The organism is Nonomuraea candida (assembly GCF_000725485.1).
Lineage (GTDB): Bacteria > Actinomycetota > Actinomycetes > Streptosporangiales > Streptosporangiaceae > Nonomuraea > Nonomuraea candida.
This window is the reverse complement of record NZ_JOAG01000053.1, coordinates 25,090-41,472: the sequence shown is the minus strand read 5'-3', so window position 1 is coordinate 41,472 and position 16,383 is coordinate 25,090. Positions and strand designations below refer to the sequence as shown.

Annotated in this window: 13 protein-coding genes; 10 read left to right on the top strand and 3 right to left on the bottom strand. The window is 73.9% G+C overall.

All coding sequences use genetic code 11. The annotated features are described in order from the left end of the window. Positions 1 to 17 precede the first annotated feature (17 nt). The 6 genes from IO39_RS37385 to IO39_RS37355 all read left to right on the top strand — a co-directional run bounded on the left by IO39_RS37385 (position 18) and on the right by IO39_RS37355 (position 7,899). Positions 18 to 1,427: a YlbE family protein gene (locus tag IO39_RS37385; protein ID WP_245642513.1), complete on the top strand. Its 1,410-nt coding sequence runs from the start codon at positions 18 to 20 to the stop codon at positions 1,425 to 1,427. Between the two features lie 256 nt (positions 1,428 to 1,683). Next, entirely contained in the window at positions 1,684 to 3,846 is a 2,163-nt protein-coding gene (locus IO39_RS55255) for a serine/threonine-protein kinase (RefSeq protein WP_052423867.1), read from the top strand. 43 nt (positions 3,847 to 3,889) lie between these two features. After that, on the top strand, positions 3,890 to 4,462 hold the full coding sequence (locus IO39_RS37370; RefSeq protein WP_043634055.1) for a TetR/AcrR family transcriptional regulator: 573 nt from the start codon (positions 3,890 to 3,892) through the stop codon (positions 4,460 to 4,462). Positions 4,463 to 4,520: 58 nt separating this feature from the next. Beyond that, on the top strand, positions 4,521 to 5,720 hold the full coding sequence (locus IO39_RS37365; RefSeq protein ID WP_043634053.1) for a Cmx/CmrA family chloramphenicol efflux MFS transporter: 1,200 nt from the start codon (positions 4,521 to 4,523) through the stop codon (positions 5,718 to 5,720). Next, positions 5,717 to 6,535, top strand: coding sequence for an MOSC domain-containing protein (locus tag IO39_RS37360; RefSeq protein WP_043634050.1), 819 nt, complete (start codon positions 5,717 to 5,719; stop codon positions 6,533 to 6,535). Before IO39_RS37365 ends, IO39_RS37360 begins: the two co-directional genes overlap by 4 nt. Before the next feature lie 86 nt (positions 6,536 to 6,621). Further along, entirely contained in the window at positions 6,622 to 7,899 is a 1,278-nt protein-coding gene (locus IO39_RS37355) for an MFS transporter (protein ID WP_043634048.1), read from the top strand. Between the two features lie 70 nt (positions 7,900 to 7,969). Here IO39_RS37355 and IO39_RS37350 read toward each other — a convergent pair whose 3' ends face one another. Beyond that, positions 7,970 to 9,538: a bifunctional 3'-5' exonuclease/DNA polymerase gene (locus IO39_RS37350; protein ID WP_043634045.1), complete on the bottom strand. Its 1,569-nt coding sequence runs from the start codon at positions 9,536 to 9,538 to the stop codon at positions 7,970 to 7,972. Between the two features lie 63 nt (positions 9,539 to 9,601). Then, the gene (locus IO39_RS37345) at positions 9,602 to 10,873 is read right to left on the bottom strand and encodes a metallophosphoesterase family protein (protein WP_245642512.1); all 1,272 of its coding nucleotides are present in this window, start codon (positions 10,871 to 10,873) and stop codon (positions 9,602 to 9,604) included. A gap of 347 nt (positions 10,874 to 11,220) precedes the next feature. Here IO39_RS37345 and IO39_RS37340 point away from each other — a divergent pair, with 347 nt between their 5' ends. Continuing rightward, entirely contained in the window at positions 11,221 to 11,634 is a 414-nt protein-coding gene (locus IO39_RS37340; protein WP_043634042.1) for a hypothetical protein, read from the top strand. A 52-nt stretch (positions 11,635 to 11,686) separates the two neighbouring features. Here the strand turns inward: IO39_RS37340 and IO39_RS37335 are convergent, their stop codons facing one another. Continuing rightward, positions 11,687 to 13,279, bottom strand: a complete 1,593-nt coding sequence (locus tag IO39_RS37335) for an FAD-binding oxidoreductase (protein WP_043634039.1) — start codon at positions 13,277 to 13,279, stop codon at positions 11,687 to 11,689. A 31-nt stretch (positions 13,280 to 13,310) separates the two neighbouring features. Here IO39_RS37335 and IO39_RS37330 point away from each other — a divergent pair, with 31 nt between their 5' ends. From IO39_RS37330 to IO39_RS37320, 3 genes are read left to right on the top strand one after another with little or no spacing between them, the layout of a single operon-like run. Beyond that, positions 13,311 to 13,874, top strand: coding sequence for a TetR/AcrR family transcriptional regulator (locus tag IO39_RS37330; protein ID WP_043634036.1), 564 nt, complete (start codon positions 13,311 to 13,313; stop codon positions 13,872 to 13,874). Beyond that, a complete protein-coding gene (locus tag IO39_RS37325) occupies positions 13,867 to 15,363 on the top strand; it encodes a glycerol-3-phosphate dehydrogenase/oxidase (protein ID WP_043634031.1) in 1,497 nt (498 codons plus the stop codon). The genes IO39_RS37330 and IO39_RS37325 overlap by 8 nt, the downstream gene beginning before the upstream one ends. 58 nt (positions 15,364 to 15,421) lie before the next feature. After that, positions 15,422 to 16,336, top strand: a complete 915-nt coding sequence (locus IO39_RS37320; RefSeq protein WP_043634029.1) for a sucrase ferredoxin — start codon at positions 15,422 to 15,424, stop codon at positions 16,334 to 16,336. Positions 16,337 to 16,383 lie beyond the last annotated feature (47 nt).

The following is a 16,383-nucleotide window of genomic DNA, read 5'->3' as shown; positions in this document are numbered from 1 at the left end:
GTGCTCGGGAGGCGCCTGTGACCAGCCTGCTCAGTGCCGGCCTGCTCAGTGCCGGCCTGCTCAGTGCCGTGCCGCGGGTCATCACCGTCGGGGCGGGGGTGCTCGACGAGGCCCTGCGCGCCCAGGCCGTGCCGACCACCCCGGTGTCCTGGCGCCCGCCCCTGCCCGGCACCGCCGAGGCCCTGGCCGCGGTGCTGGCCGATCCGCGCCGCCGGGCGGCCAACGAGCTGGCCGTGGGCCGGCTGACCGGCGCCCGCCCGTACCTGGTGGGCCTGCGGCGGGCCTCGGAGGTGCTGGCGGCGGGCACGTTCCTGCACGCGGGCCCGCCCATCACGTGGGAGCGCGCCTCGGGCCCGATGCGCGGCGCGCTGATCGGCGCGATGCTGCTGGAGGGCCTGGCGGCCGACGAGCGCGCGGCGGGCGACGCGCTGGCGGCGGGCGCGGTGGCGCTGCGCCCCTGTCATGAGCACGGGGCCGTGGGCCCGATGGCGGGCGTGGTGAGCCCGTCGATGTGGCTGTTCGAGGTGCGCGACGAGGAGCACGGCGGCACCGCGTACTGCTCGCTGAACGAGGGCCTGGGCAAGGTGCTGCGGTACGGCGCGTACGGACCGGAGGTCCTGGAGCGGCTGCGCTGGATGGACCGGGTGCTGGGGCCTGCGCTGGCGGCGGCGCTGGAGCGCACCGGCCCGATCGACCTGCGCGCGCTGATCGCGCAGGCCCTGCAGATGGGCGACGAGCTGCACAACCGCAACCGGGCCGCCACCTCGCTCCTGCTGCGCGAGCTGGCCCCGGCCGTGGTCGAGGCCGCCCCGGGGGACGCGGCGGCGGTGCTGCGCTTCATCAACGGCAACGACCACTTCTTCCTCAACGTGGGCATGGCCGCCGGCAAGGCCGCCACCGACGCGGCCCGCGACGTCCCCGGCTCCTCGCTGGTCGTGGCGATGGCCAGGAACGGCACGGACTTCGGCGTGCAGGTCTCGGGGCTGGGCGGGCGCTGGTTCACCGGCCCGGCGGGGGTGCCCGACGGGCTCTACCTCGGCTCGTACGGCCCCGCCGACGCCAACCCCGACATCGGCGACTCCACGATCACCGAGACGTCGGGCCTGGGCGGATTCGCGATGGCCGCCGCGCCGGCGATCGTGCGGTTCGTGGGCGGCGAGGTGGCCGACGCGGTGCGGGCGACCCGCTCGATGTACGAGATCACGCTCGCCGAGCATCCCGCCTACCAGATCCCGGGTCTCGGCTTCCGCGGCACGCCGGTCGGCATCGACGTCACGCTGGTGGCCAGGACGGGCCTGCTGCCCGTGGTCAACACCGGCATCGCGGGCCGCGTCGCGGGCACCGGGCAGGTCGGCGCGGGCCTGGTGGAGCCGCCCGTAGAAGCGTTCACCAGCGCGCTGCTCGCGCTGGCCGAGGTGAGTAAGTGATCAATTTTAAAACGGAGATATCCCCACGTCATGGGGGTTGTAAGACAAGTTCACCTTCCATTGGACAATCCGCGCCGTTATCGTAACGATCCTCATAATCTGCAAGTAGCGTGAAGAACGCACGTGACGGATGAGGCGAGATGGGGGCGGGAACATGGCAGCCGACCGCTTGCTCAGCGGACCCGGCCCAGAGGGAGGAGCCGCGGGGGGCGCTTCGCAGAGCCAGGGTCGCCTGATCGGCAGGCGATACCGCCTGATGTCCCCCGTGGGCCGGGGCGGCATGGGCATGGTGTGGCACGCGCACGACGTGCTGCTCGACCGGGACGTGGCCGTCAAGGAGCTGATCCTGCCCTACGGCCTCGACCACGCGGGCAAGCAGGTGGCGCACCGGCGCATGCTGCGCGAGGCCAGGTCGGCCGCGCGGCTGACGCATCCGGGCATCGTGACCGTGCACGACGTGGTCGAGGAGGACGGCCGGCCCTGGATCGTGATGGAGCTGGTCCGGGCGTGGTCGCTGGAGCAGGCCGTACGCCAGAGCGGCCCGCTGCCGGTGATCCAGGCCGCCGAGATCGGCGTCCGGGTGCTCGACGCGGTCAGGCACGCCCACGCGGCCGGCATCCTGCACCGTGACATCAAGCCGGGCAACGTGCTGCTGACCTCCGACCGGGTGGTGCTGACTGACTTCGGCATCGCGGCGATCGAGGGCGACGTCACGATCACGCAGACCGGGCTGCTCATGGGGTCGCCCGCGTACATCCCGCCGGAGCGGCTGTCGGGGCAGCCGATCACGCAGGCGGCGGACCTGTGGTCGTTCGGCGCCACCCTGTACGCCGCCGTCGAGGGCCGCCCGCCCTACGAGGGGCCCGACCCGGTCGCGGTGCTCGGCTCGGTGCTCACGCAGGACCCGATCAGGCCGCAGCGGGCCGGGGCGCTCATGCCGGTGATCGAGGGCCTGCTGCGCAAGAACCCGGCCGAGCGGCTGACCTCGGCCCAGGTCATGGAGATGCTGGAGGGGGTGCTGCGCGCGCACGGCTCGCCCAGGCCGCGCACGCCCGAGACGCTGCCCAGCCGGTCCGACCCGACTCCCGCCGGGCTGCTGCCGCCGCTGGACCCGCCGTCGGGGCCGCTGCCCTCGCGGATCGTGGAGACGCCCTCGGGCCCGGTACGCGTGCCGTACGACCCGCTGACCAGCCCGTCGGGCGGCTATTCGATGCCCTACGACGGGATGACGAGCCCGTCGGGCAGCCATCACACCGACCAGTTGCCGCCGCTGCCCCGCGCCGACTCCGGCCCGCCGAACCCGTACGACTCCCTCAAGAGCACCTCCGGCCCCTACGACTCCCTCGCGAGCACGTCGGGTCCCTATGACTCCCTCGCGGGCGCCTCCGGCCCGCACGACTCCCCGGCCCCGCCGAACCCGTACGACGCGCTCAGGAGCACCTCCGGCCCCTACGACTCGCTCGGCGGCGCGTCCGGCCCGTACGACTCCCTTCCGGGCGCCCCGGCCCCGCCGCAGCGGACGCCGTTCAGCGCGCCCCCGGGCGCCAGGATGCCCCGCGACCTCGACGACGACCTGGACCACCCCACGGGCCCGCGCCCCCAGCCGATCCTCCCCCTGACCACCGACAGCCGCACGTCGTCCTCGGGGGCGACCCCCTGGCCGCTGGCCTCGCCCGACGCCCTGCGCGAGCAGTCCCGCGACCTGTCGCACGACGTCTCCCACTCCCGCCTGACCAAGCTGCCGGCCGCGGGGGCGCGCAAGGGCAGGAGCCGGCGCCGGGTGGAGGCGGACGACGGGCCCTGGATGCGCGGCGGCCGGCCGACGCCGCTGACGATCGTCAGCGCCCTGCTGGCCCTCGCGGTCGTGACGGGCGCGGTGCTGGTCATCCTGACCGGCGGCGGCGGATCGCCGGAGGCGGCGCCGGGCGCGACGACCGCGGCGAGCGAGAGCGCCGGCGCCGAGGGGACGCCCGACTCCTCGATCGTGCCCGAGGGCTACAAGGAGCACACGGGCCCCGGCTTCTCGGCCGCGGTGCCGCAGGAGTGGCGGCTGGACACGTCGGACGGCGTGGCCACGTTCAGCGGGCCGAAGGACTCCGGCATGCGCATCACCGTGGAGCGGGCGGCGCCGCAGGATGACGGCGGGCTGTCGGAGCTGGGCAGGCAGGAGGCCGACGGCGGGCTGGAGAGCTACATCCAGGTGCAGTTGCAGGCGGTGAAGTACCGCTCGTGGCAGGCCGCCGACTGGGAGTACACCTACACCACGGCCGCCGGCGTCCCCATGCACGCGCTGGCCAGGTACGTGTCCATGGACGACAAGACCGCGTTCAAGATCACGTTCGACCTGCCCGAGCTGAAGTGGGACGACCAGGCCGACACCCGCAAGGTGTTCCTGGACACGTTCCGCCAGGCGACCTGACGGGTATTGCACCGATCGATCCAAAACGTGTAATGTCCCTGCCATGGCGCGACCGAGGAAGTTCGAAGAGGACCGGGCGGTCGAGGCGGCCATGCGCGCGTTCTGGGACGCGGGCTACGAGGCCACCTCGACGCAGGACCTGTGCGCCGCGACCGGCCTGGGGCGCAGCAGCATCTACAACACCTTCGCCGGCAAGCACGAGCTGTTCGAGCGCGGGCTGCGGCACTACATGGACGAGCGCGACGCCCGGCTGGCCGAGCTGATGGAGGGCGACCTGCCCATCAGGGAGAAGGTCAGGACCGTGCTGTGGTGGGCGGTCGAGCCCGACCCCGGCGACCCGGCCGGCTGCCTGGTGGTGAACTCGCTGGTCGAGCTGGGCCCGCGCGACGCGAAGATCGCGGAGCTGCTGCGCCGCGACAACGACAAGCGGGTCGGGATCATGCGGGCTGCGATCGAGGACGCGCGCACGCGCGGCGAGCTCGACGCCGGCAAGGACCCGCTCGCACTGGCCCACTTCGTCACCGCGACGGTCAGCGGCCTGCAGGTCGCCAAGCGCGGCGGGGCCGCCCAGGCCACGCTCGAGTCGATCGCGAACACCGCGCTGGACCTCTTCTGACTTTTCGCGCCCTCATTTTGTACTGATCATCCTAAAACTCTTGCCTAAGGAGGTCGCCATGCCTTTGGCGGTCTACATACTCGGAATCGCGATCTTCGCTCAGGGCACCTCCGAGCTGATGCTGGCCGGGCTGCTGCCGGAGCTGGCCGCCGATCTGCGGGTGTCGGTGCCGGACGCGGGGCTGCTGATCTCGGCGTTCGCGATCGGGATGCTGGTCGGCGCGCCGGTGCTGGCCGCCGCCACCTCGCGCTGGCCCCGGCGCACGGTGCTGCTGGCGTTCCTGGCGATCTTCGCCCTGTCGCACGTCGCGGGCGCGCTGACGGCGAACTACGCGGTGCTGTTCGCCACCCGCGTGGTCGGCGCCTTCGTGTACGCCGGCTTCTGGGCCGTGGCGGCCACCACCGCGGTCGGCCTGGTGCCCGCCACCGCCCGCGCCAAGGCGATGAGCGTGCTGGCCGGCGGCCTGACCGTGGCCACCATCGTCGGCCTGGCCGCGGGCACGCTGATCGGCCAGCACCTCGGCTGGCGGGCGGCGTTCTGGGCGGTCGCCGCGCTGTCGGCGCTGGCCGGGATCGGCGTGGCCGCCACCATCCCCGGCGGCCGTCCCGCCTCCGGCGCCACGCCGGGCCTGGCCACGGAGCTGCGCGCGATGGCCCGCCCGCGCCTCTGGCTCGCCTACGGCACCACGGCGCTGACCACGGGCGCGCTGCTGGCCTCGTTCAGCTACCTGAGCCCGCTGCTCACCGAGGTCACCGGCCTGGACGCGGTCTGGGTGCCGGCCGTGCTCGGCCTGTACGGCGTCGGCTCGCTCCTCGGCATCACCCTCGGCGGCAGGATCGCCGACGCCCGCCCGTTCCCGCTCCTGTACGCCGGCGTCATCGGCCTCGTCCTGACCTCGGCCGCCCTGGCCCTCGGCGCCTCCGTCGCGCTGCTGGCCGTCCCGCTGATCTTCCTGCTCGGCGCGTTCGGCTTCGGCACCAACCCCGCGCTGAACGCCCGCCCCTTCGCCCTGGCCAAGGACGCCCCCACGCTGGCCGCCGCGATGAACGTGGCCGCCTTCAACGTCGGCATCACCGTGGGCCCCTGGCTCGGCGGGCTGGCCATCGACGGGGGCCTCGGCTACGCCTCCGTGGCCTGGGTGGGCGCCGCGATCGGCCTGCTCGGCCTGGGCGCGGTCACGCTCTCCGCGGTCCTGGAGCGCAGGGCGCCGGCCGTCCGGGAGCCGGCCGGGGCCCATGCGGTACGGTCTGCCGTATGAGGCTGGGCAGCATCTCCTTCTATCCCGTCAAGTCCACCGCGGGTCACGACGTCGCCGAGGCCGAGGTGCAGCCGTGGGGGCTGGCGGGCGACCGGCGCTACCTGGTCGCCGACGAGGGCGGCACGACGGTCACCGCCCGCGAGGAGCCGCTGCTGCTGGCCTGCGTCGCCCGGCTCGACGGCGGCACGCTCACGCTGACGGGCCCGCACGCCGCCCCGCTGACGGTCGTGCCCACCGCCGGGCGCGCCACGGTGCGGGTCGGGCCGCGCGACCTGGTCGAGCTCACCGACTGCGGCGACGCCGCGGCCGATTGGCTGAGCGCGCTGGTGGGGCGGCCGCTCAGGCTGAAGTGGCTCGACGACCCGACCCGGCGGCCGGTCGACCCCGCGTACGGCCGGCCGGACGACCGGGTGAGCCTGGCCGACGCCTATCCCCTGCTGCTCGCCACGAGCGCCTCGCTGGCCCGGCTCAACGACTGGATCGCCGAGACCGCGCTGGAGCGCGGCGAGGAGCCGGCGGAGCCGCTGCCCATGCGCAGGTTCCGGCCCAACCTGGTGATCGACGGGGTGGCCGAGCCGTTCGCCGAGGACGAGTGGAAGCGGCTGCGCGTCGGCGCGGTGGAGTTCCGCGTGACCAAGGGCTGCGACCGGTGCGTGCTGACGACGATCGACCCGGCCACGTACACGAAGGGCAAGGAGCCGATCAGGACGCTCTCCCGCCATCGCAAGCGCGACGGGAAGGTCTGGTTCGGCATCAACCTGATCCCGGAGGCCCCGGGCCGGATCGCGGTGGGCGACCCCGTCACCGTGCTCTGAAATCTATCGGAAAAGACGGCTTTCCTGGCCAAAGAGGTGCACCGTCCCCTTTGGGGCGATGTTAGGGGTTATGCGACACTTCACGCGTGACCAGTGCCCCCGCCAAGCCCGCTGTCTCGCCCTCTGACCGATTCCGGAGCGTCCAGCGCCGCACCCTGGCGGTCCTCTCGGCGGCGCAGATCGTGGGCGGGGTGGGGGTGGCCGTCGGGCTCGCGCTCAGCTCGGTCGTCGTGGACGAGCTGTCGGGCTCCACCGTCATCAGCGGCTTCGCGGGCACGGCCACCGTGCTGGGCGCGGCGCTGCTGGCCCTGCCCACCGCCAAGGCGTCGGGCATGGGCGGCCGCCGCGCCGGCCTGTCGCTGGCGTACGTGGCGGCGCTGACCGGCTGCGCGATCTCCGTGCTGGCGATCAGCCTGGGCACGTGGCCGCTGCTGCTGGCCGGGCTGGTGCTGGTCGGCGGCGGCAGCGCGGGCGGCCTGGCGGCCCGCTACTCGGCGACCGACCTGGCCCCGAAGGAGCGCTCGGCGCGGCACCTGTCGCTGGTCGTGTGGGCCTCCACGATCGGCTCCGTGGCCGGCCCGAACCTGGCCGAGCCCGCCGACCGGATCGGCATGCGGCTCGGGCTGGCGGAGAAGGCGGGCCCGTTCGCGTTCGCGGCGCTGGCCTTCGCCCTGGCCCTGGTCGTCATCGTCGGCTTCTTGCGGCCCGACCCGCTCAGGCTGGCCCGCGAGGCCGACGGCAGGCGGGCCGGGGAGACCGGCCGCACCCGCACGATCAGCACCGCCTGGCAGACCCTGCGCACCACCCCGATGGCGCGCCGCGCCCTGGTCATGATCGCCGTCAGCCACACCGCGATGGTCTCCGTCATGTCGATGACCCCGGTCAAGCTCCACCACGACGGCTCCAACCTCGACGTCATCGGCCTCGTGATCAGCCTGCACATCGCCGGCATGTACGTCATGTCGCCGGTCGTGGGCTGGCTGGCCGACCGGGCCGGCAAGGTGCCGGTGCTGATCCTCGGCTCGGCCCTGCTGCTGGCCGCCGCCGCCCTGGCGGGCACGGCCGGGCACCGGGTGTGGCAGGTGACGGCGGCGCTCGTGCTGCTCGGCCTGGGCTGGTCCTGCGGGCTGGTGGCCGGCTCCGCGCTGGTCACGGAGTCGGTGCCGATCGAGCGCCGCCCCGCCGTGCAGGGGCTGTCGGACCTGCTGATGAACGTCTGCGGCGCCACCGGCACGATCATCGCCGGCGTCATCGTGGGCCTGCTCGGCTACGGCGTGCTCGGCCTGGTGGTCGGCGTCATGGTCGCCCTGGCCGGCCTCTGGCTCACCCTCGTCAGGAGGCGCGGCGGGCCCGCGGCCGCCTGACGCCGCCCGGCGCGCTCGACCGCCCCCGCCTGACGCGCTGCCCGGCGCGCTCGACCGCGGCCGGCCGGCGCTATTTGGCCTCGGCGTAGGACTTGACCGCCACCGCCTCCATCGGGAACCGCACCGGCGTGCGCCCGAACAGCAGCCTGCTGGCCTCGGCCGCCGCGTCGGTGACGGCCCCGATCACCTCATCGGCCAGCTCGGCGGGGCAGTGCACCATCACCTCGTCGTGCTGGAAGAACACCAGCCGCGCCGGCTCGGGCAGCCGCCCCCGCAACACGGCCAGCAGCGCCAGCGCCCACTCCGCCGCCGTCGCCTGCACCACGAAGTTTCTCGTGAAGCGGCCCCGGTCGCGGGCCGCCCGGCCGCCCTCCGGCCCCGACACCAGCTCCTTCCACCGCTCCGACGGGGGCGGGCTGGTGCGCCCGAGCCAGGAGCGCACCAGCCGCCCCTCCTCCCCCGCCTTGGCGGCGTCCTCGACGAACTGGTAGGCCCTCGGGAAGCGCTGCCGCATCACGGCCAGCAGCTTGGAGGCGTCGCCGCTGGTGCCGCCGTACATGGCGGAGAGCATCGCGATCTTGGCGTTGTCGCGCTCGCCCCCGAACGACTGCGCCAGCGCGGAGTAGAGGTCGATCTCCCCCGCCGCCCTGGCCAGCCCCACGTCGCCGGCCATCGCGGCCAGCACCCGCGGCTCCAGCTGCGCCGCGTCGGCCACGACCAGCACCCACCCGTCGTCGGCCACCACCACCCGCCGCATCACCTTGGGGATCTGCAGGGCCCCGCCCCCGCTGGTGGCCCATCGCCCGGACACCACCCCGCCCACCACGTATTCGGGCCGGAAGCGCCCGCCGCGCACCCACTGGTCGGCCCACGCCCACCCGTGGAAGCTGAACAGCCTGGCCAGCTCCTTGTAGGCCAGCAGCGGCGCCACCGCGGGATGGTCGATCCGCTTCAGCTCCCACGACCTGGTCGTCTTCAGCGCCACCCCCGCGCCCTTGAACGCCTTGACGAGCTGCTGCACGGAGTCGGGGTTGACCGGATGGCCGAACGCCGCCGCGACCTCGTCGGCCAGCGCCTGCAGCCGGGCCGGGCGCATGCCGTGCACCGGGCGCGGCCCGAGCAGGTCGGTCAGCAGCGCGTCGTGCACGTCTCTGCGCCACGGCATGCCGTCGTGCGACATCTCGGCCGCGACCAGCGCGCCGGCCGACTCGGCCGCGACCAGCAGCCGGAACCGGCCGGGCTCGGGCAGCGCGGCGACGCGCCGGAGCTGGTCGGCCAGCACCTCGGCGACCGCCTCCGCGCCGAGCGGCTCGGGCGCGAACAGCGTGCCGGGCGCGCTCGGCTGCTCCTCCGGCGCCGGCCGGCCGTGCAGCCTGGCGTGCGCGGCCCGGGCCGAGCGCGGCTCGCCGTGGCGGCCCTCGTGGGCCAGCAGCAGCCCCTCGGTCAGCGCCAGGTCGTGGCAGCGCGCCACCCGCACGCCCCGCTCCAGCAGCGGCGTGTACGCCTCCCGCGTGTCGGCCCACACCCATCGCGGCCCCTCGGCGGCCTCCAGCTCACGCACCGCCTCCGCCAGGTCGGCCGGACGGCGCGCCGTGCCACCGACGGGCAGCACCGTCTCCCCCGCGACCACCACGTACACGTGTCCCAGGGTGCCAAACGCCCCCGACAGAATCAGCCACCGGCCCAGGTCACGGCGAAGGCGCTAGGCCAGGCTGATCCGGACCTCGTCCTCCATCGGCGGCTGCAGCTCCTGCGCCAGGCAGCCGGTGGCGGCGAAGCAGCGCAGGGTCAGCTCGCCGGGGGTCACCGCGATGTGCAGGAACTGCTTGAAGAACGGCGGCGTGTCCCAGTCGGACAGCTCCGACAGGAAGTGGTGGAACACCCTCTCCACCGGCAGCCGCAGCGGCCACGGCCAGGCCCCCAGCAGCCGCGCCGCCCAGCGCATCCGCGCCGTGATCCGCACGGGCCCCGACGGCCCTCTGACCGGCTCGTTCCTGATGCGCTCGGACATGAGGCACAGCGCCTCCGACGGCGTCAGGCACAACCACTTCATCCGCAGCCGCTCGGAGTAGAGCTGGCTGTAGAACGACAGCGAGTCGCCACGCAGGGGGTAGCACTTGAAGTCGTCCTCGTGCACGCCGCGCACGTCCACCCGCCCGATCGTGTGCGTGGCGTGCATGAAGGCCCCGCCGCCGCCCGACACGACGTACTGGATCACCCGGTCGCCCACCTTGACCGGATAGCGCTGGTAGTTGTGCACGTCGCCGCCGATGGCCGCGACATAGCGGTGTGCGGGGTCGCGCACGATGTCGTCGATCGTGCCGCCTTCCTCCAGCGCCGACGGCTTGTACGTGTTCGCCGTGTAGATCGGCTTGCCGGTCACCAGGATCTTCGGCCGGGGGTCCAGCGAGACCCGGCGCAGCCACGCCGTCTGGGCCCGGTCGATCACGTTCGTGATGCCGGTGTCCACGCCCACGATGAGCAGGCTGTCGCTCTCGATCACCCAGTACGGCCCCGGCTGCGTCGCCTGCTGCGACTCCTTGCCGCGCAGCTTCCTGGCCTCGGCCAGCCGCGCCTCGTCGATCGTCTCCGGCTTGCGCCACAGCAGCCCGCGCAGCCCCCGGTCCGGCTTCGGCTTGAGCGGCGGCGCGTCGCAGAAGACCCGCATGAACCCGCCGAGCCCGTCGTACCAGTCGTGGTTGCCGGGGATGGCGTAGATGGGGGCGTCATAGTCCTTGTACGGGCGGAAGAACTTGTCCCCGTACTCGTTGGCGGACCCCGTGGGATAGACGACGTCGCTGGCGATGATGGCGAAGGACGTCCCCTGCCCCACCTTGAGCATGCCGGGTACGACGGCGTACTGGGAGGCGTCCCCCTCGCCGGTGTCGCCGAGCAGAAGGAAACTGAAATTACCCCCGAGAGGCTGCTTGATACGAAATTCCGGGTCAATCCCCCGCGCTTCCTGGGACTTCACCCACCGCGACCGGACCTCCCCCGACGGGTCCCCGAACAGCCCGGCGAGGATCTCGTTGCGCGAGAGCCAGAGCGTCCGTAAATTCAGCCAGCTGAAGCCTTGCTTATTGGGCCTGAGCTGCGCGAACGTACCTGTCTGCGAGCACGCCCATCCTGCGCCCTCCTCCGAGACCCGGGAGGAAAGCTGTTTTCCCCGTTCCGCCGCGACTTCCACCATGACCACATCTTTACCGTCATCTCCCTTTTGTGCATCCCGAACGCTCCGTACCGCGGGGAACACGGAAGGTTGGCCATGGTGTACCCTCACCCCCCAAGCAAGCGGTTGGGACCGCCGAAGGGGAGACTCCCATGACCCCTCACAGCCCGGACGACGCCACCCGCGACGGCGGGCCCGCCGTGAGCGCCGTCGAGGGCCTGCTGGCGCTCGCCCGGTCACGGCCGCGCTGGGCCGTGAGCGCGGCGCTCGGCGACGCGAGCGAGGCGATCGCGCGGAGCCGGGCGCTGGCCGGGAGGTCGCCGGGCCGGTACACCCCGCTGCTGGCCCGATGCCTGCGCACGACGGCGGAGCTGCAGCTGGAGCGGGGGCGCGGCCTGGAGGCGCTGCCCCTGGCCCAGGAGGCGGTCGCGCTCACCCGCGCCCTCGGCGGCGGCGACCTGGTGGTCTCGCTGATCTGCCTGGCGCGGGCCCAGGAGGCCGTGCGCCGCTACGGCGAGGCCGCCGCCACGTACGCCGAGGCCGAGAAACTCGCCACCGCCGACTGACCGCCCTGCCCCGGGGGGAGCGCGGCGCGCCGGCCGGAGGCTCCCTCAGACCTCAGCCGCCGGGGACGAGGACGCCGGGGTTGAGGATCCCGGCGGGGTCGAGCTCCGCCTTGACCGCGCGCAGGATGCCCGCCCCCACCGGCCCGATCTCGGCGCCGTAGGCGTCGCGGTGGTCGCGGCCCACGCCGTGGTGGTGCGAGATCGTGCCGCCCGCCGCGACGATGGCCGCGTTCACCGCCGCCTTGGCCCGCTCCCACCGGGCCACGGGGTCGGCGTCCTGCGGGGTCACGACGGTGAAGTAGAGCGAGGCGCCGGTCTCGTAGACGTGGGAGATGTGGCACATGACCAGCGGCGCGCCGAGCGCGCCGAGCAGGGCCAGCCGCACCGCGCCGTAGAGGCGGGGCAGGTTCGACCAGAACCCGGCCGTCTCCAGCGTCTCGACCGTCGCCCCGGCGGCCAGCAGCGAGTCGCGCAGGTACGGGGCCGCGAAGCGGCCGTGCTCCCACGTCAGCCCCGGCTCCGGCCCGAGCGCCCGCCCGCCCATCCGCGCCAGCACGGCGGTCGCGCCCGCCTGCCGCTCGCCCGCCCCGGCCCCCTCGTAACCGGCGATCAGCAGACACCCGCCCGAACCGCCGGAACCCTTCGCGCCCCTGGGGGTGGCCGAGCCGATCGTGTCCGGTCCGGCGAGGCCGATCATCGTCTCGGTCTCGTCCGAGAGGCGCAGCACCGTCGGCAGCGGCCCCTCCTGGGCCAGCGCGCGCACGGCCGCCGCGCCCTCGGCGAACGACGCGAAGCGCCATCCTTCGTACCGGCGCTCGGCCGGCGCGCGCCGCACCCGCAGGCGCAGCGCGGTGATGACGCCGAAGGCCCCCTCGGAGCCGAGCACGAGCTGGCGCAGGTCGGGCCCGGCCGCCGATCTGGGGGCGCGCCCGAGCTCCAGGGTGCCCGCCGGGGTGGCCAGGGTCAGGCCCACGACCATGTCGTCGAAGCGACCGTACCCGGCCGACGCCTGGCCGCTGGAGCGGGCCGCGGCGAAGCCGCCGAGCGTGGCGTACTCGAAGGACTGGGGGAAGTGCCCCAGCGTCAGCCCGCGCGCGGCGAGCAGCCGCTCCGCGTCGGGGGCGCGCACGCCCGGCTCGAACTCGGCCGTCATCGACTCCTCGTCCACCGACCGCAGCCGGTCGAGCCGTCCCAGGTCCAGCGCGATCACCCCGGCGAAGCCGGCGCGGGCGGCGGCCAGCCCGCCCACCACGGAGGTGCCGCCGCCGAAGGGCACGACCGCGACGCGCTCGCGCGAGCACAGCCGCAGCAGCTCGGCCACCTCCTCGTGGGAGCCGGGCAGCACCACGGCGTCGGGGGCGGCCGAGCCGTCGCCGGCCCGCATGCGCAGCAGGTCGGGGGTGGACTTGCCGCGCGTGTGCCGGACGCGGGCCTCGTGCCCGGTCAGCACGTGGCCGGCGCCGACCACCCCGGCCAGCGCGCCGAGCAGCGGCGCGGGCAGGGCGACCGGCGGCAGCCGCACCGACTCCAGGGTGGCGGCGGGCTCGGCGGGCGCGCGCACGCCGAGGAGGTCGCGCAGCAGCGCCCGGACGCCCTCGGGCAGCTCGCGGGCCTTGGCCGGGTCGCCCCAGCCCGACCACGACATTGGTTGTCCAGTCACGCTTACACTGTGACACATGACGTCGAATCGTCACAATGACGCCGTGCTGGACGCGGCCCGCGACTGCGTGCTGGCCTACGGGGTGCGCAGGACGACGCTGACGGACGTGGCGCGCCGGGCGGGGGTGTCGCGGATGACGATCTACCGCCGCTGGCCCGACGTGCGCACGCTGGTGGCCGACCTGATGACCAGGGAGTGGGTGCGGGTGATCGCCGGGCTCGACCTGTCCGACCCGGTGCGCGCGGTCGTGGCGGGCGTCAGGGGGCTGCGCGGGCACCCGTTGTGGCGCAAGATCGTGGAGGCGGATCCCGAGCTGCTCCTGCCGTACCTGCTCGACCGGCGCGGCGCCAGCCACGAGGCCGTCCTGGAGGTGCTGGAGCCGGCGGTCGGCGATCCGCGCAAGGCCAGGGCCGTGCTGCTGGTCGCCCAGTCGTTCCTGCTGTCCGCCCCGACCATGCTCGACGCCCCGCCCATGCCCGACGCCCCGACCATGCCCGACGCTCCGACCATGCCCGACCCCGTCACGCTCGACGACCTCGACGCCGAGCTCGCCGCCCTGCTGGAGGCCTACCTTGGATAGCTCGCTGAACGCCGCCAGACGCGCCCGGGAGCTGCGCCGGGTCACGGAGGAACGGGTGGACGTGCTGGTGGTGGGAATCGGCGCGACCGGGGCGGGCGCCACGCTCGACGCCGCTTCCCGGGGGTTGAGCGTAGCGGCCGTCGACGCGCACGACCTGGCTTTCGGCACGTCAAGATGGAGCTCCAAGATGGTGCACGGCGGCCTGCGCTACCTGGCCAAGGGGCAGGCGGGCGTGGCGTACGAGAGCGCGGTCGAGCGCGGCATCCTGCTCCGCAGAACCGCTCCGCACCTGGTCAGGGCGCATCCGTACGTGCTGCCGCTGACCCCGGCCGTCTCCCGCCGCCGGGCGGCGCTGGTGATGACCGGCTACCGGCTCGGCGACGCGCTGCGGGCCGCCGCCCGCACGCCGCGCCGCCTGCTGCCCGGCCCGGCCCGCCTGAACGCGGCCCGCGCGCACACGCTGGCCCCCGTCCTGAGCGCCGGCGGGCTGCGCGGCGCGCTGCTGTCGTGGGACGGGCGGCTGCTCGACGACGCCCGCCTGGTCGTGGCCATCGCCAGGACGGCGGCCGGCCACGGGGCGCGCGTGCTGACCCGCTGCCGCGCGCTGCGCCTGACGGAGCAGGGGGCCCGGGTGCGCGACGAGCTGACGGGCGAGGAGTTCACGATCCGCGCCAGGGTGGTGATCAACGCGACGGGCGTGTGGGCCGGCACGCTGGACCCCCGGGTGCGGCTGCGCCCGTCCCGGGGCACGCACCTGGTGCTCGCGCCGGGGACGCTGCCCGGCCTGATCGCGGGCCTGCACCTGCCGATCCCGGGCGAGAGCAACCGGTTCGCGCTGGTCCTCCCCCAGCCGGACGGCCGGATTCACGTCGGCCTGACGGACGAGCCGGTGGACGGGCCGGTGCCGGACGTCCCCGAAGCGCCCGAGGAGGACGTCAGAGCGCTCCTGGAGGTGCTGAACGGGGTCCTTGAGGCTCCGGTGACCAGAGAGGCGGTCGCGGGCGCGTACGCGGGCCTCAGGCCGCTCCTGGCCGCCGACGGCAGGACGGCCGACCTGTCCCGGGAGCACGCGGTGTTCGCGGACGGCGGTGTGGTGACCGTGGTGGGGGGCAAGCTGACGACATATCGCCGCATGGCCGAGGACGCGGTGGATCGGGCGATCTCGCACGCCGGCCTCCGGGCCGGCCGCTGCCGCACCCGCGGGCTCCCGCTCGTGGGCGCCGGGCCGCGGCCCGGCGGGGTGCCGCCGCGCCTGGCCGACCGTTACGGCTCCGAGGCCGGGGCCGTGCACGAGCTGGTCAAGGCGCACCCGCAGGAGGTCGGGCTCGGCCTCACCGCGGGCGACCTGCTCTGGTCGGTGCTGCACGAGGGCGCGCTCGACGAGGGCGACCTGCTCGACAGGCGGACCAGGATCGGCCTGGTCGGGCGGGACAGGGAGCGGGCCCTGCCCGCGACACGGGAGGTGCTGGAGCGAACCCCGCGCCGCTGACGCACCGATCCGTTAGGTTAGTCTTACCTAACAAGCGGATCGGGAAGGGGCATGTACGGTGGCCAGGGGTTGCGAGCATCCGGTCGGCTGCCACAGCGGCGAGCTGCCCACACTGGCGAGCGCCACCGTGGGGGCCCGGCTGTGGCTGCTCATCGAATACACCGGAGCGTGGCCCTCCCGCCTGGAAAACTGCGAACTTCCTGAAGAAATCGCGAAACTCGTCCGCCGGGCGCTCGAACGCGGTATCAGGCCCCAGCTCATCCGCCGCCCGGGAAGGCGGACCCGCCCACGGGAGCAGGGAATCCGTGTGCTAGTGGCGTACGCGGCGGGCGAGCGGCCCTGGGTGGCCGCCGGCGTCATCGCAGGTCCTGACGATCTTGACCTGGACGCGCTCGTGGCCGGAGTGGTCCCGGAGTCCTGCATACTTGAAGACGAGCCGGTATTTCTGGTCTGCACGCACGCCAAGCGCAATGTGTGCTGCGCCCGCATTGGACTACCCCTCGCTCGGTCCCTGGCCGAAAAGTTGCCGGACAGAGTGTGGGAAACGTCACACGTTGGCGGCGATCGCTACGCCGCCAACCTCGTGTGCTTGCCACACGGAATTTTCTACGGCAGCATGTCTCAGGCTGCTGCATCGGCAGCGGCTAACGCGTACCGGTCGGGCGAGATCATTCTCGACCGCTACCGGGGGCGCGCAGGCATCCCTGAGCCATTGCAGGCCGTCGAGCACTTCGCCCGAGCCCATACGGGAGAGTGCTCCGTCGGTGCGGTGGCCGTGGAATCCTCCAGGACGGACGGCGACGTCACCGAAGCCATTGTGCGCTGCGGCGACGTCCGGCTCCAGGTTGTGATCGAGCCATCGGCGTTCACCGCGCCGTGTGGTACGGCTTGCGCCGAGACGATCACCACCTACCGGCTGGTTTCGCTGGACAGGCTCACGCCTGTGCGGTACGCCACGCCTGCCCTCGCCTGAACAGGGAACATCACGGCCCGGCCTTGCGTTGGAACAGTGACGCCAAA

Bases quoted from the DNA above. Each gene is read 5' to 3' on its own strand.
- IO39_RS55255 (WP_052423867.1), top strand. From the start codon at position 1,684: ATGTCCCCCGTGGGCCGGGGCGGCATGGGCATGGTGTGGCACGCGCAC.
- IO39_RS37370 (WP_043634055.1), top strand. From the start codon at position 3,890: ATGGCGCGACCGAGGAAGTTCGAAGAGGACCGGGCGGTCGAGGCGGCC.
- IO39_RS37365 (WP_043634053.1), top strand. From the start codon at position 4,521: ATGCCTTTGGCGGTCTACATACTCGGAATCGCGATCTTCGCTCAGGGC.
- IO39_RS37360 (WP_043634050.1), top strand. From the start codon at position 5,717: ATGAGGCTGGGCAGCATCTCCTTCTATCCCGTCAAGTCCACCGCGGGT.
- IO39_RS37340 (WP_043634042.1), top strand. From the start codon at position 11,221: ATGACCCCTCACAGCCCGGACGACGCCACCCGCGACGGCGGGCCCGCC.
- IO39_RS37335 (WP_043634039.1), bottom strand. From the start codon at position 13,279: ATGTCGTGGTCGGGCTGGGGCGACCCGGCCAAGGCCCGCGAGCTGCCC.
- IO39_RS37330 (WP_043634036.1), top strand. From the start codon at position 13,311: ATGACGTCGAATCGTCACAATGACGCCGTGCTGGACGCGGCCCGCGAC.